Below are 24,782 nucleotides of genomic sequence, written 5' to 3'. Positions count from 1 at the left end.
GTCAGCGGACCGAAAATTGCCACAAAAACTGACGCAAGCGCAGAAAAATGCAGAAAACTCATAAAAAACAGCGGAGCCCCGCTCCGATGCGGCTCGGGGGGAAGGCGCATCGGAGCGGGGCGGTCCCGCGGGGCGGACGGTCAGCTGAGGTGCAGCTGCTGGCCCGGGTAGATCAGGTCGGCGTGCTCGACGACCTTCTTGTTGAGGTCGAAGAGCTTCTCCCAGCCGCCCTTGACCTTCTGCGCGTCGGCGATCTTGGCGAGGGTGTCGCCTTCCTTGACCTGGTACTCGCCGTCGCCCTTCTGGACGGACTTCGGAGCGGCGTGCTTCGGCGCCGACGGCTTCGGCGCCGGGGCATCGTCGCCCTGCTCGTCGTCGGTCTCCACCTGCGGCTTGGCGTGCTTCGGCGTGTACGAGCGCTCGCTGCGGTCGGCGTGGCTCTTGCCGGAGACGCGGCCGGAGGAGGAGCCGCCGGAGGTGTCGACGTCGGCCTTGGCGCCGCCGGAGCTCAGGTTGCCCGCACCGGCGCAGCCCCAGGCACCCGGGCCCTGCATGGCGAGCAGCTTCTCGGCGACGGCGATCTGCTGGCCCTTGGTGGCCAGGTCGGCGCGCGGGGCGTAGGCCGTGCCGCCGGCGGCGGCCCAGGAGGACTGGGAGAACTGGAGGCCACCGTAGTAGCCGTTGCCGGTGTTGATGTGCCAGTCACCACTGGACTCGCACTGGGCGACCTTGTCCCACTGGTCGACGGAGGCGGCGTTGGCGGAGGTCGCGACCATCAGCGGGGCTGCGACCGCTGCGCCGGTGACGCCGGCGAGCGTGACGATGCGGACGGCCTTGGACGGACGACGGTGCTTGCCCTTGGACATAAGTCGGTTTCCTCACCGACGCCTACGAGGTGAGCTGTCGGGTTCGGGCTGTGAGTTTGCCCGGCCGGTCCGCTTGCGCGTACCCGGCTTCACCCCTAGCCGTCCCGTCCCCGAGGCCAACCGACCCCCGGTCCGTTCCGGCAACTTACCTTGGTTCCCCCGCTCCTGCCTACGGCGCTTGCGCGACGACTCCCCCGATCGCCGGCAGGATTCGGCGTGCGATCGCGGTGCTCGCGGTGGCGAGCGGTGACGACGTTAAACACAGGCGGCCGACGGGTTCAAACCCCACTTTTCAGCCACCAGCATGGGTTGTTACCCCCAGATACCTCCTGTTTCCGCAGGTGAGGGACGGTTCATGGCGAACGGACCGAGACCATCCAGGCCAAAGTCAACGAGAGCCATGTCTCACTTTCGACTGGAACGGACATTCGGCGTTTATGCCGCGCTACTTGTGGAGTTCAAGGCGCTGACCAGGCTGGATAAGGTCCGGATCGGTTCCGACCACTTTTTCGTTCTTTTGGTACAGCGAGGACCATCCGCCCTCGACTGAGTGCTCCTGGGCGATGACTGACAGGTTGTCACCGGGACGCACCGTGTAGTCGCCGCCGAGCGGTTTATCCGTACGGGCGTTCCCGCCGTCACGCGAGGCGCGGCCGTCGGAGGGGGAACGGGACGGATCGGCGCGGTGCTTGCCCGCGCCCCCGGTCGTCCCCGCATCGCCGGGCGTCTGCGCGTCCTGGGGCGCGCTCTGACCGGCGGAAGGGGTGCCGGAGGGGAGGCCGGAGGGGATGTCGGTGGGCGTGGCGGACGGTGACGCGGGGTCAGTGGGGTCGGCCGAGGGGTCCTTGCGGTGCTTGCCGCTCCCCGGCTGCTCCGACGCACCGGGCGCGGAGGGGGACGGCGTCGCGGTGCCGGGCGCTTCGCTCTTGCCGGGCGCCGGCTTGTCCGACCCGGCGTGCGGGGTGGACGGCGTGGTGCCGCCGTGTGCGGGGGTGGCCGGGGTGGTGTGTTCCGGCTCGTCGGTGTGGCTCGGCTGCGGTTCGGGAGTGGCGCGTCCGGGGTCCACCTCGGGCGCCGCGCTGCCCTTCGACAGGCCCGGTCCGGCGGCACAACTCGACCAGGTGCCCGGGCCCTTGCCGTCGAGGATCTTCTCGGCGATGGCGATCTGCTGGGAGCGACTGGCGAGGTCCGGACGGGGCGCGTAGGCCGAGCCGCCGTTCTGGTCCCACATCTCCTGGGTGAGCTGGAGCCCGCCGAAGTATCCGTTGCCGGAGTTGGCGCTCCACATCCCCCCGCTCTCGCACTGGGCGACCTGGTCCCAGGTGCCGGTGTCCGCGGCGACGGCTCCGGTGGCTCCGAGCAGCGGCATGGCGATACCCGCCCCCGTTACCCCCGCTGCGACCACGATGGCGGGGATCTGACGGGGGCGGCGATGTCTACCGTTCCCTGGGCGCATACGCGTACCTCTCATGTGGCGGCTGATGTGGTCGTCGAACATAGCGACGGGTCCCGGCCGTCACAAGCCGGTGTAGCGGAGGTCACGCGAAGGTCACGCGGGCTGACCCGGCGTCATCTGTTATCGCGTGAGGGTGCTTGCCGGGCCTTACGGAACCGTCTGTTCCGGTGCCGGAACGGTGAATTCCACCGGCAGGGTGCGCAGTCCGCGCATGATGAGCCCACCGCGCCAGCGCAACTCGTCGGGGTCGGCCGCCAGGCGCAGGTCGGGCAGGCGGCGCAGCAGCGTGGCGAGCGCGGTCTGGCCCTCCAGCCGGGCCAGCGGGGCGCCGAGGCAGTAGTGGATTCCGTGCCCGTAGCCCAGGTGCTGGTTGTCGCGCCGGGCCAGGTCGAGGGTGTCGGGGTCGGCGAACCGCTCGGGGTCGCGGTCGGCGGCGGCGAGGACGACGAGCACCGGGTCGCCCTCGGCGATGCGCTGTCCGCCGATGGTCAGGTCCTGGGTGGCGAACCGCCAGGTGGCCAGCTCCACGGGACCGTCGTAGCGCAGGAGTTCCTCGATGCCGGTGGCGAGCAGGCTCTCGTCGCCCTCGGCCAGGGCGTTTTGGAGCCTTTCGCGTTGATCCGGGTTGCGCAGCAGCGCATAGGTTCCGTTACCGATCAGGTTCACAGTTGTTTCGAAACCGGCAAACAAGAGGATGAAGGCCATCGCGGCGGCCTCGTTCTCGGTGAGGTGTTCGCCGTGGTCGCTCGCCCTGATCAGTCCGGAGATGAGGTCTTCTCCCGGATCCTCACGCTTCCGGTGGATCAGTTCCGCGAGGTAGGTCCGCATCTTCTTGACGGAGCGAGCCACTCCGCCGCGCGGTCCGCCGCCGTGGCGGATCATCATCCCGGCCCAGTCGCGGAAGTCGTCCTGGTCCTCGGGCGGGACGCCGAGCAGGTCGCAGATCGCATAGATGGGGAGGGGGAAGGCGAACTCGTGGATAAGGTCCGCCGCTCCCTTCGCGACGCCCTGCTTGTTCACGATGGCGTCGATCAGCTGGTCGGTCAGCTCCTGCACGCGGGGCGCGAACTCCGCCACCCGGCGCGGGGTGAAGGCCTTGGAGACCAGGCGGCGCAGCCGGGTGTGGTCCGGCGGGTCGATGTTGAGCAGGTGCGTCATCAGATTGGCGCTGCGCTCGCCGGGGATGCCGACCTTGCCCTTGCCGTGGGCGTTCTCCGAGTGGTGTACGGGGTTCTTCGACAGCCGCTGGTCGGCGAGCGCCTGCCGGGCGTCGGCGTAGCGGGTGACCAGCCATGCCTCGACGCCGCTGGGCAGCTCGGTGCGGTGCACGGGCGCGTGCTCGCGCAGCCAGGCGTACGCCGGGTAGGGGTCGGAGGCGAACTCCCAGGTGAAGAGGGGAGGGGCGGGGGGCGTGTTCATGCTGTCGTTCGAGTCGTGCACGCCCCGACGCTACTAGCGCTGCCGGCAGCCGGCCGGGGCGGCCGTCAGTGGCGGCCGCTGCCGCCGCTGCCGAAGGACCCGCTGCTGCCGGGGGGCCACTTCTTGCGCTCGTCCGAGAGCTCCTCGGGGTGGGCGCCCGGGTTCCTGATCTCGTGCGGCAGCACGCGCTCGCCGTCGGCCTCGGGCTGCAGCCGGTCCGACTCGTGGTGCTCGGTCACATAGCCGACCGCGTCGTCGTTGTCGTCGTGCCCCGGCCCGTGGTCGGGGGAGCTCGGGCCGGATTCGTGCTCCTCCCGCGTCTGCCACGCCCCGGACCGGCGCTGGGGCTGGCTCGGCGGGGGCGGCTCCTGGGCGCGGTAGCGCTGGCCGAAGAAGAAGGCGGCGATCAGCAGCCCGCCGACGCACAGCCCGACGATGAACGGAGCGATGCCGCCCAGGTAGCTGGGAAGGGCGAGGTCCGTGTGCTCAATACGCATGGATGTCGGGTACCCGGCGGCGGCGCCGTCAAGACCGCCACTGGGCCGAACGGGTGTGCAGCCGCTACTCCGCCCGCGCCGACTCCGCCGCCCGGATCGCATCCCGGTAGGTGCGCGCCGCCGCGCGCAGCGCGGTCTCCGGCTCGGTGCCCTCCGCCTCGGCCCGTACGGCCAGGGCCAGCAGCTCGTAGCCGACGCCCTCCCCGGCCGGCAGCCGGACGTCCAGGCCCTCGGTGCGCACCCGGGAGCCGAGCTTCGCGGCCAGCGCCAGGGCGGGCTGGCCCAGCGGGACGCCCTCGGTGACCGACTCGCGGCCCTTCTCCGCCGCCTTCGTGCGCAGCCAGTGCTCCTTGACCTCCTCCGGGGTCGCGGCGGACTCCTCGCCGAAGACATGGGGGTGGCGGTGGATGAGCTTGTCGACGATGATGCCCGCCACGTCGTCGACCGAGAACGGCTCGTCCGGGTCGTCCTGCGCGATGCGGGCGTGGAAGACGACCTGCAGCAGTACGTCCCCGAGCTCCTCGCGCAGCGCCTCCCGGTCGCCGGTCTCGATGGCCTCCAGCAGCTCGTATATCTCTTCGAGCGCGTACTTGCCCAGGTCCTGGTGGGTGCGGATGCCGCTCCACGGGCACTCGGCCCGGATCCGGTCCATCACCTGCACCAGGTCGAGGAAGCGGGCGCCGGGAAGGTCGTACGAGCCGGGGAGCAGCTCCAGCGCGGGCATCTCCTCCCGCCCCGAGCCCGCCAGCCGGGCCAGCCCGTCGGTGAGGGACGACTCCCCCTCCACCGAAGTGATCACCACGGCGGTGCGCCGCTCCCCCACGCAGTAGTCGACGAGCTCCCGGGCACCGGCCTGCGCGTGCTCGACCTCGACGCCCGCCTCCCGCAGATACGGCAGCTGGGGGTGGCGGTCGTCCGAGCACAGCACGCGGTCGGCCTCGCGCAGCACCTGCCAGGCGGGCCATGACAGCAGCCCGGGGGCGACGCGGTGGCTGGTGGTGAGCAGGACGATGCGGCCGTGGGAGTCGTTCATGCCGTCGAGCCTAGAGGGTGTCCGATGGGTCAGTGAGGGTCCCGCGGCGTCTGGTGCTGGGGGCACCTCCCAGCGGTAGCTGGGGGAGTCGCGGGGCCTGTGCCGACCCATCGGACACCCCCTGAACCGGCGCCCCGCCCGTCATCCCGGCTTACGCCGGCCGCAGCCACGGCTCCTGCACCGGCCGCGCGGTGCCGCGCCTGGCGTCCCACGTCCCGTAGCGCGGATTGACGTCCACCCGCAGCCGGTCCGAGGTCTGCATCAGGACCTCGTTGGTCCGGGCCGCCCCCAGCTTGTCGTCCAGCTTGCTGCGGACCAGGTCCATCGCCAGCGCCTGGTCGATCTGGTCGGGCGCGACGCCCAGCGCCAGGAACCTGTCCCGCACCGCGTCGGCGCCGCCGTTCGACTGCTCCACCCGCGCCCGCTGCTCCTGCAGCTGCCGCCGGGTGATCTGCACGCCGTTGTCCTGCCCGGCCCGCTCGACGATCCGGTACTGGATCAGCCGCACCAGCGTGTCCTGGCTCAGCCGCGCGCTGCCCGCCAGCAGCTGCTGACCCTGCGGCGCCGCCTGCTGCGCCCGGCGTACGTCCTCCACCTGGCTCTGCAGCTGCGAGACGGTGATGCGGTCCTTGCCCACGACGGCGGCGGCTCCCGGATGCGGCGCGGAGCCGCACGCGGTGAGGAGGGGGGCCGCGGCGAGGAGCCCGGCGGCACAGACGGAGAGCGCTGTCCTGCGGCGGATCATGCGGATCATGAAGCCTCCCGGCATGGATCGTGCACGGCATCGATCTGGCGGTGATCGATGTTAGGGAGTCCGCGTGGCCTGGGCCACTGGTTCGACCAACGATTCGCGGCCGGTTGAGGTGCGGGACCCTTCGGCCCCCGCTCGGCGCGTATCTTTTCGATATCCACCCTTTGGCCGAACCGGCACCCCGCCGGCCGGCCCCGCAGAGAAAAGGACGCTCCATGGACTCGGCCGCAGCCGACACCGTGTCGCAGCCCGGCACGCGCCCGGCCGGGGCCGGCGCGGTGCGGGACCGGCCGGGCATCGGCGCCGTGGCCCGGGCCGCCGCCGCCCTGCGCGCGCCACGGCTGGACCCGTACTGGGTGAGCGGCGTCCTCTTCGTCCTCTACACCACGCTGTCCGTCTGCCGGCACCGCCGGATGCTCACCATGTCCTGGGACCTGGGCATCTTCGAGCAGGCCATACAGGCCTACGCCCGGCTCCAGGCACCCGTGGCCGACCTCAAGGGGCCCGGCACCAACATCCTCGGCGACCACTTCAGCCCCGTCACCGCGCTGATCGCGCCCGTGTACCGGGCCTTTCCCAGCCCCGTGACGCTGCTGGTCGTGCAGGCCGCGCTGTTCGCGGTCTCCGCCGTGCCGGTCACCCGGCTCGCCGCCCGCCGGCTGGGCCGCGGGCGCGGTCTGGCGATCGGCGTGGCCTACGGGCTGTCGTGGGGCGTCCAGCGGGCGGTCGACTTCGACTTCCACGAGATCGCCTTCGCCATGCCGCTGCTGGCCTTCGCCCTGGAGGCCGTGGTCTGCCGCCGGTGGCGGGCGGCGGTGCTGTGGGCGGCGCCGCTGGTCCTGGTCAAGGAGGACCTGGGGGTCACGGCGGCGGCCGTCGGCGTGCTGATCCTGCTGCGGCAGCGCAGCGGCGCGCGGGACCGGCGGGTGGTGGTGTGGGGCGGCGGACTGGTGGCCTTCGGGCTCGCCGCGACCGCGGTCGCGCTCGGCGTCGTCATCCCGGGCTTCAACAGCACGGGCTCCTACGACTACTGGAACAAGCTCGACGGCGAGGGCGGCGGCCCCGCGCCCGTCATCCCCCTCGACACCGCCGTCCGCACCCTGCTGTGGACGGTGCTGCCCACCACCGGCCTGCTGGCGCTGCGCTCCCCGCTGCTGATCGTCGCGCTGCCGACGCTGGGCTGGCGCTTCCTCTCCCACGACGACCACTACTGGGGCACCGACTGGCACTACAGCGCCGTGCTGATGCCGGTCGTCTTCATCGCCCTCACCGACGCGCTGGAGACGGCGCGGCGCAGCGGGCGGCCGTGGCTGCGCTCGTACGCCCACCAGCTGCCGGCCGCCGTCCTCGCGGCGGCCCTGGCGCTGAGCGCGTCGCTGCCGCTGTACGGGCTGACGCTGCCGGAGACGTACCGCATACCGGCCTCGGTGAAGGCCGCCGAACGCCTGCTGGAGCGGATCCCCGACGGGTCGACGGTGGAATCGGACGTGGGCCCGATAAGCCGGCTGGTGAACCGGTGCCGGGTGTTCTGGATAGGGGACACGCGGGGCATCGACCCGGACTACGTCGCCCTGCGGATCGGCGACGGCCGGGTGCCGCAGGATCTGGTGGCCGACGCGCAGCGCATGCATCCGGAAGCGCGGTACGCGGTGCTGGGCAGCGACGGCGGGTACGCGGTGCTGAAGCGGGTGCCGTAGCCGGACGGGCTGATTTCAGCCCGTCCGGCGTTTGAGGACGACGCGCGTCAGCGCGGATAAGGGGTGACCTCACGCCCCCAGAATCGTGGTGAGGAACTCACCCGTCCACGCGAGCAGCTCGCGGCCAACGAGCGGCTTGCCGCCGATCGGTCGCGTGGCCGGCCGCGGTACCAGCACCTGCTGCGTCGCCGGCTTGAGGACCGTACGCGGGTACAGCCGCTTGAGCCGCAGCTCCTGCGACTCCCGCAGCTCCACCGGGCCGAATCGCACGTTGGGCCCCTGCAGCGTGATGTCGCCGACCCCGCAGGCGCGGGCCAGCATCCGCAGGCCCGCGACCAGCAGCAGGTTCTCCACGGGCTCGGGCAGCTTGCCGTAGCGGTCGGTGAGCTCCTCGCGGACGGCCTTGATGTCCTCCTCCGTGGTGGCGGAGGCGATGGCGCGGTAGGCCTGCAGGCGCAGCCGCTCGCCGGGGGCGTAGTCGTGCGGGACGTGCGCGTCGACCGGAAGCTCGATCTTCACTTCCAGCGGTGCCTCGGGCGCCTCCTCGCCGCCCTCCAGCGAGGCGCGGTAATCCGCCACGGCCTCGCCGACCATGCGGATGTAGAGGTCGAAGCCGACGCCCGCGATGTGGCCGGACTGCTCGCCGCCGAGCAGATTGCCCGCGCCGCGGATCTCCAGGTCCTTCATCGCCACGTACATGCCCGCGCCCATCTCGGTGTGCTGGGCGATGGTGGCCAGGCGCTCGTGGGCGGTCTCGGTGAGGGGCTTCTCCGGCGGGTAGAGGAAGTAGGCGTAGCCGCGCTCGCGGCTGCGGCCGACGCGGCCGCGCAGCTGGTGCAGCTGGGAGAGGCCGAAGTTGTCGCCGCGCTCGACGATGAGCGTGTTGGCGTTGGAGATGTCGATGCCGGACTCGACGATCGTCGTCGAGACCAGCACGTCGAACTTCTTCTCCCAGAAGTCGACGACGACCTGCTCCAGCGCGCTCTCGCCCATCTGGCCGTGCGCGGTGGCGATGCGCGCCTCGGGCACGAACTCGCGCAGCTTCGCGGCCGCCCGGTCGATGGACTCGACCCGGTTGTGGATGTAGAAGACCTGGCCCTCGCGCAGCAGTTCGCGGCGGATGGCGGCACCGATCTGCTTCTGGTCGTAGGGGCCCACGAAGGTCAGCACGGGGTGCCGCTCCTCCGGCGGGGTGGTGATCGTGGACATCTCGCGGATGCCGGTGACCGCCATCTCCAGGGTGCGCGGGATGGGGGTGGCGGACATGGTCAGGACGTCGACGTTGGCCCGGAGCTTCTTGAGCTGTTCCTTGTGCTCGACGCCGAAGCGCTGCTCCTCGTCGACGATGACCAGGCCCAGGTCCTTGAACTTGGTCTCGGAGGAGAAGAGGCGGTGGGTGCCGATGACGATGTCGACGGAGCCCTCGCGCAACCCCTCCAGCACCGCCTTCGCCTCGGAGTCGGTCTGGAACCGGGAGAGCGCCTTGACCACGACGGGGAACTGGGAGTACCGCTCGGAGAAGGTGCCGAAGTGCTGCTGCACGAGGAGCGTGGTGGGCACCAGGACCGCGACCTGCTTGCCGTCCTGCACCGCCTTGAAGGCCGCGCGGACCGCGATCTCCGTCTTGCCGTAGCCGACGTCGCCGCAGACCAGGCGGTCCATGGGGACGGACTTCTCCATGTCCTCCTTGACCTCGGCGATGGTGGTCAGCTGGTCGGGCGTCTCCGCGTAGGGGAAGGCGTCCTCCAGCTCGCGCTGCCAGGGGGTGTCGGCGCCGAAGGAGTGGCCGGGGGCGGCCATCCGGGCGGAGTAGAGCTTGATCAGATCGGCGGCGATCTCCTTGACGGCCTTCTTGGCGCGCGCCTTGGTCTTCGTCCAGTCGGCGCCGCCGAGCCGGTGCAGGGTGGGGGCCTCGCCGCCGACGTACTTGGTGACCTGCTCCAGCTGGTCGGTGGGGATGTAGAGGCGGTCGCCGGGCTGGCCGCGCTTGGCGGGGGCGTACTCGACGAGCAGGTACTCGCGGGTGGCGCCCTGGACCGTGCGCTGGACCATTTCGACGTAGCGGCCGACGCCGTGCTGCTCGTGGACGATGTAGTCGCCGGCCTGGAGGGTGAGCGGGTCGATGGTCTTGCGGCGGCGGACGGGCATGCGGCCCAGGTCCTTGCTGGCGGACTTCTGGCCGGACAGGTCGGTCTCCGTCAGCACGGCGACCTTGAGGCCGGGGTCGACGAAGCCGTTGTCGATGCCGGCGCAGGAGACGTGCACGAGGGACGGGGCGATCTCCGCCAGGTCCGCGTCCAGGCGGGCGGGGATGCCCTCGCCGCCGAGCACCTCGACGGTGCGGGCGGCGGGGCCGTGGCCCTCGGTGAGGAAGACGGTGCGCCAGCCGTCGGCGAGCCAGCCCTTGGTGTCGGCCAGGGCGCGGGCGGTGTCGCCGCGGTAGGTCTCGGGGGCGTGCATGCCGAGCTTGAGGGTGTCGCCGTCGCCCGCCGCGCCAGCGGCAAATGTCAGAGCGTCCTCGCCTGCGGCGAAGGGGCTGACGGACCACCACATCATGCCGAGCTCGCGGGCGCGGTCGCGGACGTCGGCGATGCCCCACAGGGAGGCGGCGTTCACGTCGATGGGGGCCTCGCCGCCGCCGGCGGTGGCCGCCCAGGACGCCTGCAGGAACTCCTGGCTCGTGGCGACGAGGTCCGCGGCGCGCGTCCGCACCCGCTCGGGGTCGCAGACGACTGCCATGCTGCCCGCGGGCAGGACGTCCAGCAGCAGCTCCATGTCGTCGACCAGGACCGGGGCGAGGGACTCCATGCCCTCGACCGCGATCCCCTCGGCGATCTTGCCGAGCAGCTCGCCGAGCTCCGGGTGCTCCTCGGCGAGCGCGGCGGCGCGCTCGCGGACGCTCGGCGTCAGCAGCAGCTCACGGCAGGGCGGGGCCCACAGGCCGTGCTCCGCGATCTCCAGGGAGCGCTGGTCGGCGACCTTGAAGTAGCGGATCTCCTCGATGTCGTCGCCCCAGAACTCGATGCGCAGGGGGTGCTCCTCGGTGGGCGGGAACACATCGAGGATGCCGCCGCGCACCGCGAACTCGCCGCGCTTCTCGACCAGTTCGACCCGGGCGTAGGCGGCCGCGGCGAGGGCGTCCACGACCTCTTCGAGGTCGGCGCTCCGCCCTGAGCGCAGGCTGACGGGCTCCAGGTCACCGAGCCCCTTGACCTGCGGCTGCAGCACGGACCGTACGGGCGCGACGACGACGGAGACGGGCCCGGCCGACGGGTCGTCCTTGCTCGGGTGGGCCAGCCGCCGCAGCACGGCGAGGCGGCGGCCGACGGTGTCGGAGCGCGGGGAGAGCCGCTCGTGGGGCAGCGTCTCCCACGAGGGGTAGTCCACGACGGCATCGGCGGGCAGCAGGGAGCGCAGGGCCTGCGCCAGGTCCTCCGCCTCCCGCCCGGTGGCGGTGACGGCGAGCACGGGCCGCCCGGCGTCACGGGCGAGCGCGGCAACGGCGAAGGGCCGCGCGGCGGGCGGCCCGACGAGGTCGATGTGCGGCCGGTTGCCGTCGCCCGCGGCCTTCACCGCTTCGGCGAGCGCCGGATCCTTGACGACGGCGTCGAGCAGACCGTGCAGGCTCATGGAGAGATTTCCCGTCCCGGGGGGTCGGCCGGTGGGCCGATGGACAACGCGAATCGCCCGACACGTGTGGGATACGGGCCGGGGGCGCCTCCAGCCTACGACGGCGGGCCGACACCCGCTGGGCCTCCGGCGCAGGGCCGGGGATGCCGAACGGCCCGGACTCGCACCCCCGTGGCGAGTCCGGGCCGTTGTTTCCCCGGGCAGCAGGCTGCTAATCCGTAGCGATCGCCTTCAGGACGTTCATCCGTCCCGCCCGGAACGCCGGGACCAGGGCGGCCAGCAGGCCGACCACCGCCGAGCCGGCGAAGACCGAGATGATCGTCGGCCAGGGGATGTCCAGGACGCCCAGGCCCTGCAGGGCCAGGAGCTTCTGGGAGGTCGCGCCCCAGGCCATGCCCAGGCCGAGGCCGAGGAGGGCGCCGAAGAGGGCGATGACCACGGACTCCAGGCGGATCATGCGGCGCATCTGGCGGCGGGAGAGGCCGATGGCGCGCAGCAGGCCGATCTCGCGGGTGCGCTCGACGACCGACAGGGCGAGGGTGTTCACGACGCCCAGCACCGCGACGATGATCGCGAGGGCCAGCAGGCCGTAGATCATGTTGAGCAGCTGGTCGACCTGGCCCTTGATGAGTTCCTTGTAGTCGGCCTGGTCGCGGACCTTGATCTGCGGGTAGTCCTTGACCGCCGCCTTGAGGGAGGCGGCCGCCTCCTTCGCCTGGCCGCTGTCGGCCTTGGCGAGCATCATGCCGGTCAGCGGCATCTTGTCGGCGGGCAGGTAGCTGCGCGCGGTGGCGATGTTCATGTACATCGCGCCCTTGTCGAAGCTGGTGTCGTCCGAAGTGATGGCGTTGACCGTGAGCTTGGCCTCGCGCCCGCCGATCATCGTGACGGTCAGCTTGTCGCCCAGCTTGACCCCGTGGTCCTTGGCGAAGCCCTCCGGCACCGACATGGCGTCCTTGCCGTACGCCTCGGCCAGCTTGCCCTGGACCGCGTCGATGCGCAGGTCCTCGGCGTAGGTGGGGTCGGCGGCGGTCAGCCTGTCGGTGACGGACTTGCCGTCGGGCGTGACGACCTTGGCCTGCACACCGGTGTAGTGGGTGAAGTGCGCGACGTGCCCGGCGGACTCGATGGACTTGACCGCGGCGGGGGTGAGCGGCGCGTTGTCCGCCGTGATGATGAAGTCGGCGCCCACGGACTTGTCGAGCTGGTCGGTGGCCGAGGCGACCATCGAGGAGCCGACCACCGACAGCCCGGCGACCAGCGCGAGGCCGATCATCAGGGCCGACGCCGTGGCGCCCGTACGCCGCGGGTTGCGCAGCGCGTTGCGCTCGGCGAGGCGGCCGACGGAGCCGAAGACCCGCAGCACGACCGCGCTCAGGACGCGGACGACGAACCCGGCCAGCAGCGGTCCGACGACCACGAAGCCGATCAGCGACAGCAGCACGCCGAGGCCCAGCATGCCCGCGCCGGCCGAGGCGCTCTTCGCACCCGCGGCGGCCAGCAGCGCGGCCGCACCGGCGGCGGTCAGCACCAGGCCGATCACGGCCCGCACCTTGCCGGCCTTGCCGTCGGCGGGGTTGCCCGCGTCGCGCAGGGCGGACATCGGGGAGATCCGGGTGGCCTTGATGGCGGGCAGCAGGGCGGAGAGCAGCGTGACGACCACGCCGATGAGCAGACCCACGATGGGCGTCGCTGCCTTGATCGTCAGCTCGGAGGTGTCCAGCTTCATGCCCATGGAGCCCATGAGCTTCATCAGGCCGACCGCGAGCGCGACGCCGCCGCCGATGCCGAGCACCGAGCCGGTGATGCCGAGCAGCACGGCCTCCACCAGCACCGACCGCAGGATCTGCGGACGGCTGGAGCCGATGGCGCGCATCAGGCCGATCTCGCGGGTGCGCTGGGCGACGAGCATGGAGAAGGTGTTGACGATCAGGAAGACACCGACGAGGACGGCGATGCCGGCGAAGCCGAGCAGCGCGTACTTCATCACGTCGAGGAAGGAGCCGAGGTCCTTCTTGTTCTCTTCCTTGGTCTCGGCGGCGGTGTGCACGGTGTAGGCCGCGGCGCCGTCGAGAGCCTCGGTGACGTTTCGCTTGAGCTGCTCGTTGCTGGTGCCCTGCGCGGCGGTCAGCCCGAAGCTGCTGTACTCGCCGGCGCTGCCGAGCAGCTTGGCCTGCGCGGTCGCGGTGTCGAAGTAGACGACCGCGGCACCGGGGTTGGTGGTCTTGTAGGTGGCGATGCCGACGATCTTGACCGTGAAGTCACCGGGGGCGGCGATCACCCGCAGGGTGTCACCGGCCTTCAGGTGGTGCTTGTCGGCGGTGTCGGCGTCCAGGACGGCCTCGCCCGCACCGTGCGGCTCGTGGCCGGTGGTGATCTCTACGGACTTCTTCTGGCTCTCGTCCCAGTTGGTGCCCACGGTGGGGGCGCCGGAGTCGGGGCTGATGCTCTCGTTCTTCGAGTCCGCGACGGTGAGCTGCTGGCTGGTGGCGTGCGGCTCGACCTTGGCGACGCCGCGCACCTTCGCCAGCCTGCCCTCCAGCGAGGCGGGCACGGTCTGGGGCTTGCCCGTCTCCTGCGCCTTGTCGTCCTTGTGCGGGGCGACGGAGACGTCGGCGGCGGTGGAGGCGAAGAGCTTGTCGAACGTGGCGTTCATGGTGTCGGTGAAGACCAGCGTGCCGCACACGAAGGCCACCGACAGCAGGACGGCGACGGCGGAGAGCGCCATCCGCCCCTTGTGCGCGAGGAAGTTGCGCATCGAGGTCTTGAGGACGGTCACGAGACCCGCCCGCGCGCGTCGAAGCTCTTCATCCGCTCGAGGACCGCGTCGGCGGTCGGCTCGTACATCTCGTCGACGATCCGGCCGTCCGCCAGGTAGAGCACGCGGTCCGCGTAGGAGGCGGCGACGGCGTCGTGCGTCACCATCACGATGGTCTGGCCGAGCTCGTCCACCGAGCGCCGCAGGAAGCCGAGCACCTCGGCACCGGCCCGCGAGTCCAGGTTTCCGGTCGGCTCGTCACCGAAGATGATCTCGGGGCGGGCGGCGAGGGCGCGGGCGACGGCGACGCGCTGCTGCTGGCCGCCGGAGAGCTGGTTGGGGCGGTGCTTGAGCCGGCCCGCGAGGCCCACGGTCTCCACGACGCGGTCGAGCCACGCCTGGTCGGGCTTGCGGCCCGCGATGTCCATGGGGAGCGTGATGTTCTCGAGGGCGTTGAGAGTCGGCAGCAGGTTGAACGCCTGGAAGATGAAGCCGATCCGGTCCCGGCGCAGCCGCGTGAGCTTCTTGTCCTTGAGCCCGGTTATCTCGGTGTCGTCGATGAAGATCTGCCCGGAGGTGACGGTGTCGAGACCGGCCAGGCAGTGCATCAGGGTCGACTTGCCGGAGCCGGAGGGGCCCATGATGGCGGTGAACTGCCCGCGGGCGATGTCCACGTCCACGTGGTCGAGCGCCACGACCCGGGTCTCCCCGGTGCCGTACGCCTTGAGGACCTGCCGGGCCTTCGCCGCGACGGCCGCATGCCCTCCACTGCCCCCGGTCTTGGGAATCGATACAGCCGTTGTCACGGTGGGTTCTCTCCTAGGTAAGCGTGTTTTCCGGGCGGCCCTCAGACTGCCGGTCCACCGGCACGCACCACGAGGGTGCTGGTCAGTGTCTTCACGGTGGTGGTAGCCCTACCGCCACCCCCCGGCCGCCCATAAGAACTTAGTAAGCGCCCGTCCACCCACTCCTCCTGCTGCGGTACGAACCGCAGGTAGGAGAACGTACGGAACGACCCCTAAGGGATACGGCGTCGAAGGCCGCCCCCGTCTCGGGGTTCACCGGGCGCACGGCAGCGGAAGGTACGCATCCGGTACGCACATCGGCCGACATTCGGGCGCTTGCCGGGAAATGGACGGCGAAGAATGCGTGAAGGCGGCCCCCGGGCAAGACAATTGGGGCCACAGGGAATTAGTGTTCGGCTTTATGGCCGAGGGGGGCTGACGTGCGACCCCCTCGTACGGCCGCCGGTCTCCCGAGGAAGCAGCATCCGTGAAGATACTCCCAACTCGAGCTGCCAGCGTCTCCCGCCAGGGACTGTGCACTGCCCTGCTCGTCGCCAGCCTCACCACGGCCGCGGTGGGCGCCAGCCCGCCGCACAACGCCGGTGGCACCGGGGATCCTTCACCCGGCACCGATGACCCGCAGCGGCACCCGCACGGCGTCCCCAACCTCTCCCTGCCCGACCTCCGGCCCAAGCGCCCGGCCCCGACCGGCTCGCCCGGCAGCACCGTGGACCCCACCGGGGGCACGGCGGACATTCCGGCGACCGCCCTGGCCGCCTACAAGAACGCCGAGAGCCTCGCCGCCAAGCTCTACCCCGGCTGCCACATCCCCTGGCAGCTCATCGCGGGCATCGGCAAGGTCGAGTCGGACCACGGCATGATGGGCGGCGGCCTCAACACCGACGGCAGCACGCTCAGACCGATCCTCGGCCCCCGGCTGACCGGCGGGCAGTTCGAGCTCGTCAAGGACACCGACGGCGGGCGCTGGGACGGGGACAAGGAGTACGACCGGGCCGTCGGACCCACCCAGTTCATACCCTCCACCTGGGAGAGCTTCGGCGCCGACGGCAACGGCGACGGGGTGAAGGACCCCAACAACATCTTCGACGCCACGGCCGGCACCGCCCGTTACCTCTGCTCGGGCGGCAAGGACCTGAGCGACAAGGGGGATCTCGACAAGGCGATCCTCAGCTACAACAACTCCCGCGAATACGTGAACGCGGTCACCGCCTGGATGCACGCCTACCAGAGCGGCGACGTCGGCTCCACGCCCGACACCCTGCCGGGCGCGCCGACCGGAGGCGGCGGTACGCCCACGCCGGGCTCGTCCACGCCCGCTCCCTCGACCAGCCCGACGCCCGGCTCCCACGAGCCGTCGCACACCGGTGGCAACTCCGGTGGCTCCGGCAACTCCGGTGGCTCCAACGGCTCGGGCAACACCGGTAACTCCGGCAAGCCGAGCGGTGGCAAGACCACCCCGCCGAGCAAGCCGGACAACCCGGGCAAGCCCGGCGGCGACCACGGCGGCGACAAGCCCGCTCCGTCCGCACCCGTCTCCCGCCTGGACCGCATCGGCGACCAGAAGCTGGAGGCCACCGCGGGCGAATCCTTCGACCGGCAACTGCGTGTAAGGGCCCTGGACTCCGCCGGGAAGCCCGCACCCGCCGGCACACGGGTCCGCTTCGAGGTCATCGGCCTGGACACCGCCGCCCGCTTCGCCGACGGCACCCGCACCGCCATCGTGACGCCCGGCAAGGACGGCACCGCCACCGCGCCCAAGCTCCTCGCGGGCGACAAGCCCGGCACGTTCACCGTGCGTGCGAGCGTCGAGGGACGCGACGGCTCGAAGATCGCGCCCGTCGACTTCGCCGCCACCGTCAAGGCCGCGCCCGCCCCGCACGCGGACACCCTCGTCCGGGTCGGCGACGGCGACCTCAAGGCCGCGCCGCAGGGCCGGTTCACCGACAAGATCCAGATCAAGGCGACGGACGGCGACAAGCCCGTCGCGGACACCGCGCTCACCGCCACGCTGCTGGCCGCCGACGGCAAGACCGCGGCGGTCGACGGCCCGTTCTTCAAGGACAAGGACGGCAAGCCGCTGCGCACCCTCGCCCTCCCCCGGACGGGCAAGGACGGCGTGGTCACCCTGCCGGACCTGTTCACGGACGCCAAGACCGGCAGCTACACGCTCCGTCTGACCACCGAGGACGGCGTCACGCTCACGCTGAAACTGACCGTCGAGCAAGCCGCACCGCAGAAGTAACCGGCACCCCGGACGACCAAGGTCCGGGCGAGTGGGGCGGGCCGCGGCGCCCGCCCCACCCGTCAGTCGGCCGCGTCCTCCGCCACCGGCTTGCCCGTCAACGCCGCCAGGCTGTGCCGCACATGTGCCATGTGCGAACGCAATTCCTCGCGCCGCTCCTCGTGCTCCCGCAGCACCCGGTCGGTATCCCGCGCGATGCGCTCCTCGCGCACCCGCGCCTGGGCGATCACCGCCGCCGCCTGCGCCTCGGCGTCCTCCTGCCCGTGCCGGGCGGCCTCCTCGGTGTCCGCGTAGCGGCGCCGCGCCTCGCCCAGGGCCGTGCGCGCGTACTCCTCCAGCGCCGCCACCCGGGCGTCCATCGCGGCCTCCCGCTCGGCGATCTCCCGGCCCGCCGCGTCCCACTGCTCCGTGTGGTCCTTCTCCTGCTCGGCCAGGATCATCGAGGTGCGCTGGCGCATCTCCTGGAGCGCCGCCAGCGACTCCTCGCGTCGCTGCTTCACCTCGCGGCCCGCGGTCGTGCACAGGTCGTCGGCCACGGTCTGGGCCGCGAGGAGCGCCTGGCGCGCCCACTCCTCCGCCTCCGCCCGGACCGCCACCGAGTACGCGTGCGCCTCGTCGCGCAGCCCCCGGGAGTAGCCGTCGGTGGCCTCCTGCAGCTCCGCGACCTCCGCCTCGGCCCGCTCGCGCAGCCCCGCCGCCTCCAGCTCGGCCGTCGTCACCAGGCCCTGGGCGCGCGGCCCGAGGGACTCGTACGTCTGCGGCGGAAGCTTCGCGACGGTCTGGGCGAGGCGTCGCACCTCGTCCTCCATCTCGCGCGCGAGGACGGTGAGCCGGGCTGCACGCTCCCAGGCGGAATCGCGCTGGCGCGCGAACTCCGCGAGGGCGCGGTCGACCTGCTCGGGTCGGTAGCCGCGGCCCCGCACGACAGCGAAACCGTCAGGAGACACCGATGAACTCATCCTTGTAGCCCCTTATATCCGGAAATCCGGTATGCGACGCGGTCCGGCGTACATCATTCCCGGACGAGGCGAAGTGACCATGACGCGACACTCCGCCCGCGCCTCCTGCTCCAGCGCGCGGCCGCCGACGGCGCAGGGCGCCCGACCCCCGTCCTCGGGTCGAGCGCCCTGTGCCGTCACCACGACTCGGCCGGCCGCTAGAAGAGACCGTCCCACATCTGCTCCAGCAGTACGGCCCACCAGTTCTCCGGAGACGAAAGTGCCACCGGGTCCAGTGACGCCAGCTGGTCCTGAAAGTCCACGGTCCAGCGCCCGGCCTGTTCCGGCGTCAGCCCGTACCGCCACCGCCACATCTTGCCGAGCAGCGCCAAAGAGCGTACGAACTGGGGAAGACTCGTGTTGACGAACTGCGGCACCGCGGGGCGGCCGTCCGGCCCGGCTTCCAGGGGTACGGCCACGATGTGCGCCGTGCCGTACTGGACGCAGAGCTGGCGTCCGTAGTCGCTGCCCACGACGAGGTACGAGCCGGCGTCCGGCGCCGGCTGCACACCGCGCTCGGCCGCGAGCTCCGCCAGCGTGGGCACGGGGCGGCCCGGCTGGGCCTGGCCCCAGAAGAACGGCCCGAAATCGACGGGCAGACCGGCCCATACGAGCGTCTGCGCGACGACGTCCGGCACACCCTGGCGGGAGACGGCCCGCTGGTCGAAGCGGAAGACGCCCTGCGGGCCGAAGCACTCGGCGAGTTCGCGCCCGATCACATCCGGGCCCACCGGCTGGGCGGGCGGGACCTGGCCCGGCTGCGGCAGCGGCGCCCGGTTCGGGGCGGGCCGTGCGGGCCCGTCCGCGACCTGGTGCAGCTCGCCCTGGTGCTCCACCAGGTGCCGCATGCCCTGCTGACGGGAGGCGAGGTCGCGCCCGTACGCGGCGGTGTGGCTGATCCGCACCTGCGGCCAGGTCTCCCGGACCATCCGGGCGCAGTAACCGCCCGGCAGCTCACAGGACTCCAGCTCGGTGTGCAGCTCCAGCACCTGCTGCGGCGGCACGTTCATGGCGCGCAGCTCGTGCAGTATCTGCCACTCGGGGTGCGGGGTGCCGGGGGCACTGCGCCGGATGATCTGCTGTTCGGACCCGTCCTGGGCCCGGTACCGCAGGACGGCCATGTAGCCGGGTCCCACGGTGGGCACGGCGGGGGGCTGGGGGTAGCCGGGTCCCATGCCGGGGGCTGCGGGGCCGGGGGCCGGGGGGCCGACGGTGCCGGGTCCGGCGAGCATGGTGGCGGCGGCGTGGACGCCACCGGCGGGGGTGCCGGGCTGGCCGGGGGCAGCGGGGGCGTGCGGCTGTGCCGGAGCGCCGGGCATGCCGGGCTGGCCGGGCGTGCCGGGCTGGCCGTGCTGGCCGGGGGCGTGCGGCATACCGGGCGTGCCGGGCTGACCCGGGGCATGCGGCATACCGGGCGTGCCGGGGCCCGCGAGCATCGTCGCGGCGGCGTGGACGCCACCGGCGGGGGTGCCGGGCTGGCCGGGGGCCGCGGGGGCGGCTCCCGGAACGGGCGGCTGAGCGGCACCGGGCTGACCCGGGACGCCGGGGGCCGCGGGGGCACCCGGAACCGGCGGCTGACCCGGAACACCGGGGGCGGCGGGCGCGCCCGGAACCGGCGGCTGACCCGGAACACCGGGGGCGGCGGGCGCGCCCGGAACCGGCGGCTGAGCAGGCTCACCCGGAACCTGAGCACCAGGCTGACCCGGAGCACCGGGAGCCACAGGCGCACCCGGAACGGGCGGCTGGCCCGGAACGCCAGGCGCCGCAGGGGCACCCGGAACCGGGGGCTGACCCGGTGCACCCGGAACGCCGGCGCCGTTCGTCTGCGGCATCATCTGCGTCCGTACGTACCCGCCCGCAGGCGGCCCGCTCGGCGCTGCCGGGACGTCGAGTGCCGGAGCGACCGTCGTGCGCGGCAGTGCGCTGCCCTGCGGCATCAGTTCGGTCTTTGCGTCCGCGTGGATGCCCGGACGGGGCTTGTCCTCCTCGTCCATGCCCGAGAGCGCCGGCGCCAGCACCGTGGCGGGCAGGCCGACGGAACGGTCGTCGGCGGCGTCCGCGGCCACGTTGGCGTCGGCACCCGCCCAGGGCGCGGCCTCGGGCTCCGGCTCGGCCGGCCCGTCCGCGGCCACGTTCGTGTCCACATCCGCCCACGGCGCGGCAGCCGGAGGCGCGGGCTCGGGCTCGGACACGGCCTCGGCCTTGACCAGCGATGGGCCGGCAACCGGCTCGGCAACGGGAGCCGCTGAGGCCGCGGGCGCGGCGGGCTCTGGTGTTGCTGCCGGTGCCGGTGCTGCTGCCGCGGGCGGTGCCGGGTCGACGGGTGCGGGCGCTGCCGCCGACGCCGCGGGGGCGTCGGAGGGTGCCGCGCCGACGGCTGCCGAGCCCGCGTCAGAGCCCGGCCTGCGGTCCGGGATGCCCATCGCATCCGCCGCGTCCTGCAGCCACTGCGGCGGGCTCAGCAAGAAGGACGTCGCCTCCAGGTCCACCCGTCGCGGCGGCGCCTCCGCCGCCTCCGACACCGAATCGTCCACGGCCCCGTACTCCTCCTCGTACCGCCGGATCACCTCGCCCACCGGCAGTCCGGGCCACAGCGTCGTCTCGCCGCTGTCCCGGGCGATGACGAGCCGGACCCGGCCGCCGTCGCCCGTCGGGCCTCCCCCAGAGCTGGACGCCTGGGAGGTACCCCCATCGCGGTCCTCGGACCAGGCCACGAAGCCCAGGTCGAACTCGCGTACCCGCACCTCGCGTTGGAGGTAGGCCGGCACGTCTCCGTTGACCCAGCGCTCCGCGCGCTCCTGCGCCTGCGCGAACGTCACCATGCGCCGCTCACCCCTCCACCGCGACGGCGTACGCGAAGCCGCCGTCCACCATCAGGTTCGCCACCGTCTCCAGCTCCGGCGGGCCGCCCGCCAGGCGGGAGAGGAAGTCGTCGAAGTCCTCGCCACAGGGCAGCAGCAGCTGCTCCACGCGGTCCTGCACCGTCCGGCCGTCCCGGTCGCGCGCGTCGTCGTACGGGCAGAACCAGACCGAACCGATGGCCTCGCCCTTCACCTTGACGGCGAGCACGCCGCCCTGAGCGAAGGCGACGCCCAGGTAGTCCTTGGTGAAGTGGTCGCGCAGGCACTTGTTGATGTAGACGAGGTCGTTGACGGCCGCCTCGTCGCGCACGGTGAAGAACGGCTGGTCGAGCAGCAGTCCCAGCTCGGCGTCGAGCGCGGCGCCCACCGGCGCGCAGCCGCCCGCGGCCTTGAGGAAGGCGCGGTAGGCGCCCGGCAGCCGGTAGCCGAGGTCCTCCTCGACGCCCTGCACCTGCTCCTCGGTGACCGCCAGATCCCGCTGGGGCAGCACGAAGTGCACCGGCCGGGTCTCCTGCAGCGGCCGCGTGCCGCGCTTGTCCTGCTCCACGGCCGCCGTCGCCAGCCCGGCATGGTGCCGGAGCAGCGCCTTGACCTCGGTCGGGATCAGCTCCAGGCGGCGGGTGCGGGCGACGTGATGCCAGGTCCAGCCGTGCGGCGTCGCCACCGGCGAGAGGCTGGCCCACAGCTCGTGCCCGGCCGCGTGCAGGGCGGCGTTGGCCGACACGTAGTCGGTCAGCCGCAGTTCGTCGATGCCGAACCCCTCGGGCGGCTCCGCGATTTCCGCGGCCGCACGGGCGTACGGCGAGAAGTCCGGATAGCCCTCGTCGTCCACCCGCACGCCCTTGGGGTGGCGGGTGTGGCGGACCGGGTCCGGGAAGTGCACGACCTGCCCGGCATAGGCCGCGTTCGGTGGCGCGGCTTGCTGCCCGAGCCGACCTGTCGTCATGGCGGAAGCCCCCTGCTGACTGTCTCCTACAGGACTGATTAGCCCCGGACATGCGGCCGACGCCGGGAACACCTCGTGGGCGACAGCCTATGCGGTGCCGCAAGGCGCGGGCTCGCGCCCGTCCCAGGGGCACATGCGCGCGCTTGCAGGTGCGTACTGGACCGGCGTGCGCCGGCGCCCGGAAATCGCCGCCCCGCGGCAATATCCCGGCCTGGCGGCGGCAAACGTGCGACAACCGATCACCCCACTGTGACCATTCGTCACAGAAAGCCCACGCAACACCGACCTGCCTTCCACACCCGCCACCCCATTTGGCAGGCTGATCCCCGCAACAGGGGGATTGCACGGGAGGGAAGAACGACGATGCACACGACTCAGGACCGCCGACCGGTCGACGAGAGCGCCGCGGCGCCCGGCGATCCCCGTCTCACCTGGAGCTCCACCGAGGACGCCGACCGGCCGCCCGCCCTGCTCCACCGCCGCGACGGCATACTGCCCGCGGTGGCCGCCGCGCTCTCCGTGCGCGGCGAGACCCTCACCTGCACCGCGGGCAAGGCCGAGCAGCCGCCCCGGCTGCACCCCCTCGTCCAGGACTTCCTCGACACCCTCACCCACGAACGGCGCGAGCGCTTCACCGGCCGCTGCCCCGAGGCCGTCCTCTTGTCGCGCTTCCTCACCGGCTTCGAGGGGGGCCGCAGCAAACGCGCCGCCCGCAAACCGCTCACCCACGGCGATGCGCGGCGCGCCCTCAAGCAGTCCAAGCTGACCGCCCGCCACATCCGCGAGGACGGCGACCCCCGCCACGGCAGCTACGCACCGCCCTGCCGCTCCTGTACCGCGCTCCTGTCCCACTTCGGGGTGCGGTCCGTCGACTCCGGCGCCCCGACCCCCGGCAGGAGCTGATCGCCCTCTCATGCGCGCATTCGACCGCACCGCCGCCACCCGTTTCCCCGTCGCCGTCGACGCCGCCCTGCGGGAGGCGGGGTGGCAGCCCGGACGCTGGGACATCAAGACCGCCGAGGGCTGGGCCGACACGCTGCGGGCGCACGTCTCGCCCGCCGGGCACCGGCACACCGTCTTCCCCGCCGCCGTGGAGGCGTGGGCGGAGTTCGGCGGGCTGCACATCGCGTCCGCCGGGCCGGGGCGGCACATCGCGCCGACGCCGTTCCAGGTCGACCCGCTGCACGGGCTCCACCTGGCCCGGACCGTGGCCGACCTCGGGCGGGCGCTCGGCGCCGAGGTCTGCCCCCTGGGGCAGGAGCTGGACGGCCAGGCCCTGCTGGCGATCGATGTGCACGGGCGCGTGTACAGCCTCGACCACACCGGCGACTGGTACCTGGGCTCGGACATCGACCACGCCATCGGCACGCTGGTGACCGGCGTCCGGCCGTCCCGCCTCTCGGCGGGCGCGGCCCGCGGCTAGCCCGCCGCGGGCAGGCCGGATCTTCCGTCCGGGATCACCGCGGAGACCCGGAATCCACCCGCGTCCGTCACCCCCGAGACGAAAACCCCGCCCAGCGCGGCCACGCGCTCGCGCATGCCGACCAGGCCGTTGCCCCCGCTCGGCAGGCCGGGGCCCGCCCCGGCCCCGAGGTCCGACGGGCCGTTCTCCACCTGGAGCGCGACCTCGCCCTCGCGGTGCGCCACGCGCACCACCGCCTTCGCGCCGGGCGCGTGCTTGTGGACGTTGGTCAGCGCCTCCTGCACCACGCGGTAGGCCGTCCGCTCCACCTTCGCCCCGTAACTGCGCTCCTCGCCCTGCACGCGCAGCTCCACGGCCATCCCGGCCGCCCGGGACTGGCCCACGAGGTCCTCCAGGCCGTCCAGGCACGGCCCGTCCACGGCCTCCGCCTCCGCCTCCGCGCCGCCGGCCGAGGCCCGCACCCGGGCCGAGGCCGCCGCGGCGACCGCCGCCAGCCGCTCGGACTGGGCGGAACCGCCGTCCGTGCCGACCGCGCCGACCGGGTTCGTGCGCAGCACGCCGAGCATCTCGCGCAGCTCGGTCAGCGCCTGCCGCCCCATGTCACCGACCAGGGCCGCGTTCCTCGACGCCTTCTCCGGGTCCTTCAGGGCCACCGCCTGCAGCGCGGCCGCGTGCACGACCATCAGCGAGACCCGGTGGGCCACCACGTCGTGCATCTCACGGGCGATGCGGGTGCGCTCCTCGTTACGGGCCCACACGGCCCGCTCCTCCGCCCGGTCGGCCAGCAGCGACAGCTCCCGCTCCAGGCCGTCGGCCCGCTCGCGCAGGCTCTCCACCAGACGCCGCCGGGCGCCGACGTAGAGGCCCAGCAGCACGGGCGGGGCGGTCAGGCCCAGCGCCATCACCACGGAGAAGACGGCCACGAGCCATATGCCGGGGTGGTAGCCGTCCTGGGCCATGTCCTTGTCGAAGCGCGCGTAGGTCACTATCAGCGTGCCCGCCAGCGACGCCCCGGACAGCGCCCCGATGATCCGGCGCGGCACCTCGGAGGCGGCCAGCGTGTACAGGGCGACGATGCTGAGCAGATACCCCATCTCCGCCGGGGTGATCGCGATCGACACCAGCACCACGGCCACCGGCCAGCGCCGCCGCAGCAGCAGCGAGGCCCCCGCGGGCAGCCCACTCAGGCCGCCCAGCGCCCCCGGCAGCCCCACCTCGCGGGCGAAGGAGACCCCCTCCACCATGCACTCGAGCGCCGACACCAGGGCCAGCACCGCATCCAGCACCAGACTGCGCCGCCGCCCCCACCACCACGGCCCCGCGGGCGCGCCCCGCGCGCCCGCATCCGCGTTTGCCCCCGTTGTGGTCATACCACCCAGACTACGGGCGGCCGCCATCG

17 protein-coding genes and 1 riboswitch are annotated in these 24,782 nt (G+C 72.6%); of the genes, 4 read left to right on the top strand and 13 right to left on the bottom strand.

Features of this window, described 5'->3' with window-relative positions; translation table 11 throughout:
- Positions 1 to 140: 140 nt before the first annotated feature.
- The 6 genes from FHS39_RS19085 to FHS39_RS19060 form a co-directional block, all read right to left on the bottom strand.
- Positions 141 to 866, bottom strand: a complete 726-nt coding sequence (locus tag FHS39_RS19085) for a LysM peptidoglycan-binding domain-containing protein (protein ID WP_184350544.1) — start codon at positions 864 to 866, stop codon at positions 141 to 143.
- A gap of 4 nt (positions 867 to 870) precedes the next feature.
- Positions 871 to 1,053: riboswitch (cyclic di-AMP (ydaO/yuaA leader) on the bottom strand.
- Positions 1,054 to 1,311: 258 nt separating this feature from the next.
- Positions 1,312 to 2,235, bottom strand: coding sequence for a transglycosylase family protein (locus FHS39_RS19080; RefSeq protein WP_343069645.1), 924 nt, complete (start codon positions 2,233 to 2,235; stop codon positions 1,312 to 1,314).
- Between the two features lie 234 nt (positions 2,236 to 2,469).
- Positions 2,470 to 3,741 carry a cytochrome P450 family protein gene (locus FHS39_RS19075; protein ID WP_184350645.1) on the bottom strand — a complete coding sequence of 424 codons (1,272 nt, stop codon included), beginning with the start codon at positions 3,739 to 3,741 and terminating at the stop codon, positions 2,470 to 2,472.
- Positions 3,742 to 3,806: 65 nt separating this feature from the next.
- Positions 3,807 to 4,238: a DUF6479 family protein gene (locus FHS39_RS19070; RefSeq protein ID WP_045932196.1), complete on the bottom strand. Its 432-nt coding sequence runs from the start codon at positions 4,236 to 4,238 to the stop codon at positions 3,807 to 3,809.
- A gap of 64 nt (positions 4,239 to 4,302) precedes the next feature.
- Positions 4,303 to 5,271 carry a nucleoside triphosphate pyrophosphohydrolase gene (locus tag FHS39_RS19065; protein WP_184350542.1) on the bottom strand — a complete coding sequence of 323 codons (969 nt, stop codon included), beginning with the start codon at positions 5,269 to 5,271 and terminating at the stop codon, positions 4,303 to 4,305.
- A gap of 151 nt (positions 5,272 to 5,422) precedes the next feature.
- Positions 5,423 to 6,025, bottom strand: a complete 603-nt coding sequence (locus FHS39_RS19060; protein ID WP_246470340.1) for a SurA N-terminal domain-containing protein — start codon at positions 6,023 to 6,025, stop codon at positions 5,423 to 5,425.
- 212 nt (positions 6,026 to 6,237) lie between these two features.
- Here FHS39_RS19060 and FHS39_RS19055 point away from each other — a divergent pair, with 212 nt between their 5' ends.
- A complete protein-coding gene (locus FHS39_RS19055; RefSeq protein ID WP_184350541.1) occupies positions 6,238 to 7,719 on the top strand; it encodes a DUF2079 domain-containing protein in 1,482 nt (493 codons plus the stop codon).
- A gap of 69 nt (positions 7,720 to 7,788) precedes the next feature.
- On the opposite strand, the gene mfd is transcribed toward FHS39_RS19055, so the two are convergent.
- The 3 genes from mfd to FHS39_RS19040 all read right to left on the bottom strand — a co-directional run bounded on the left by mfd (position 7,789) and on the right by FHS39_RS19040 (position 14,913).
- On the bottom strand, positions 7,789 to 11,349 hold the full coding sequence (gene mfd, locus FHS39_RS19050; RefSeq protein ID WP_184350540.1) for a transcription-repair coupling factor: 3,561 nt from the start codon (positions 11,347 to 11,349) through the stop codon (positions 7,789 to 7,791).
- Positions 11,350 to 11,560: 211 nt separating this feature from the next.
- Complete coding sequence (locus FHS39_RS19045; RefSeq protein ID WP_184350539.1) at positions 11,561 to 14,128, bottom strand: FtsX-like permease family protein; 2,568 nt, start codon at positions 14,126 to 14,128, stop codon at positions 11,561 to 11,563.
- Positions 14,125 to 14,913 (bottom strand): ABC transporter ATP-binding protein, encoded by a 789-nt coding sequence (locus FHS39_RS19040; protein ID WP_045932201.1) that lies wholly within the window; start codon positions 14,911 to 14,913, stop codon positions 14,125 to 14,127. The genes FHS39_RS19045 and FHS39_RS19040 overlap by 4 nt, the downstream gene beginning before the upstream one ends.
- A 466-nt stretch (positions 14,914 to 15,379) precedes the next feature.
- On the opposite strand from FHS39_RS19040, the gene FHS39_RS19035 reads away from it, so the two are divergent.
- Entirely contained in the window at positions 15,380 to 17,155 is a 1,776-nt protein-coding gene (locus tag FHS39_RS19035; protein ID WP_184350538.1) for a lytic murein transglycosylase, read from the top strand.
- A 62-nt stretch (positions 17,156 to 17,217) separates the two neighbouring features.
- On the opposite strand, the gene FHS39_RS19030 is transcribed toward FHS39_RS19035, so the two are convergent.
- From FHS39_RS19030 to FHS39_RS19020, 3 genes are all read right to left on the bottom strand, one after another.
- Positions 17,218 to 18,102 (bottom strand): coiled-coil domain-containing protein, encoded by an 885-nt coding sequence (locus FHS39_RS19030; protein WP_343069641.1) that lies wholly within the window; start codon positions 18,100 to 18,102, stop codon positions 17,218 to 17,220.
- 209 nt (positions 18,103 to 18,311) lie between these two features.
- Positions 18,312 to 20,975: an SUKH-4 family immunity protein gene (locus FHS39_RS19025; RefSeq protein WP_184350536.1), complete on the bottom strand. Its 2,664-nt coding sequence runs from the start codon at positions 20,973 to 20,975 to the stop codon at positions 18,312 to 18,314.
- A gap of 7 nt (positions 20,976 to 20,982) precedes the next feature.
- Positions 20,983 to 21,960 carry an HNH endonuclease gene (locus FHS39_RS19020; protein WP_045932205.1) on the bottom strand — a complete coding sequence of 326 codons (978 nt, stop codon included), beginning with the start codon at positions 21,958 to 21,960 and terminating at the stop codon, positions 20,983 to 20,985.
- Positions 21,961 to 22,323: 363 nt separating this feature from the next.
- On the opposite strand from FHS39_RS19020, the gene FHS39_RS19015 reads away from it, so the two are divergent.
- Positions 22,324 to 22,863, top strand: a complete 540-nt coding sequence (locus FHS39_RS19015; RefSeq protein WP_045932206.1) for a YwqJ-related putative deaminase — start codon at positions 22,324 to 22,326, stop codon at positions 22,861 to 22,863.
- Between the two features lie 10 nt (positions 22,864 to 22,873).
- Positions 22,874 to 23,383, top strand: coding sequence for an SUKH-3 domain-containing protein (locus tag FHS39_RS19010; protein WP_184350535.1), 510 nt, complete (start codon positions 22,874 to 22,876; stop codon positions 23,381 to 23,383).
- Here the strand turns inward: FHS39_RS19010 and FHS39_RS19005 are convergent.
- On the bottom strand, positions 23,380 to 24,753 hold the full coding sequence (locus FHS39_RS19005) for a sensor histidine kinase (protein ID WP_184350534.1): 1,374 nt from the start codon (positions 24,751 to 24,753) through the stop codon (positions 23,380 to 23,382). The two genes, FHS39_RS19010 and FHS39_RS19005, sit on opposite strands and share 4 nt — an antisense overlap.
- Positions 24,754 to 24,782 lie beyond the last annotated feature (29 nt).

The organism is Streptomyces olivoverticillatus, from assembly GCF_014203555.1.
Lineage (GTDB): Bacteria > Actinomycetota > Actinomycetes > Streptomycetales > Streptomycetaceae > Streptomyces > Streptomyces olivoverticillatus.
This window is presented reverse-complemented; position numbering and strand designations above follow the sequence as displayed.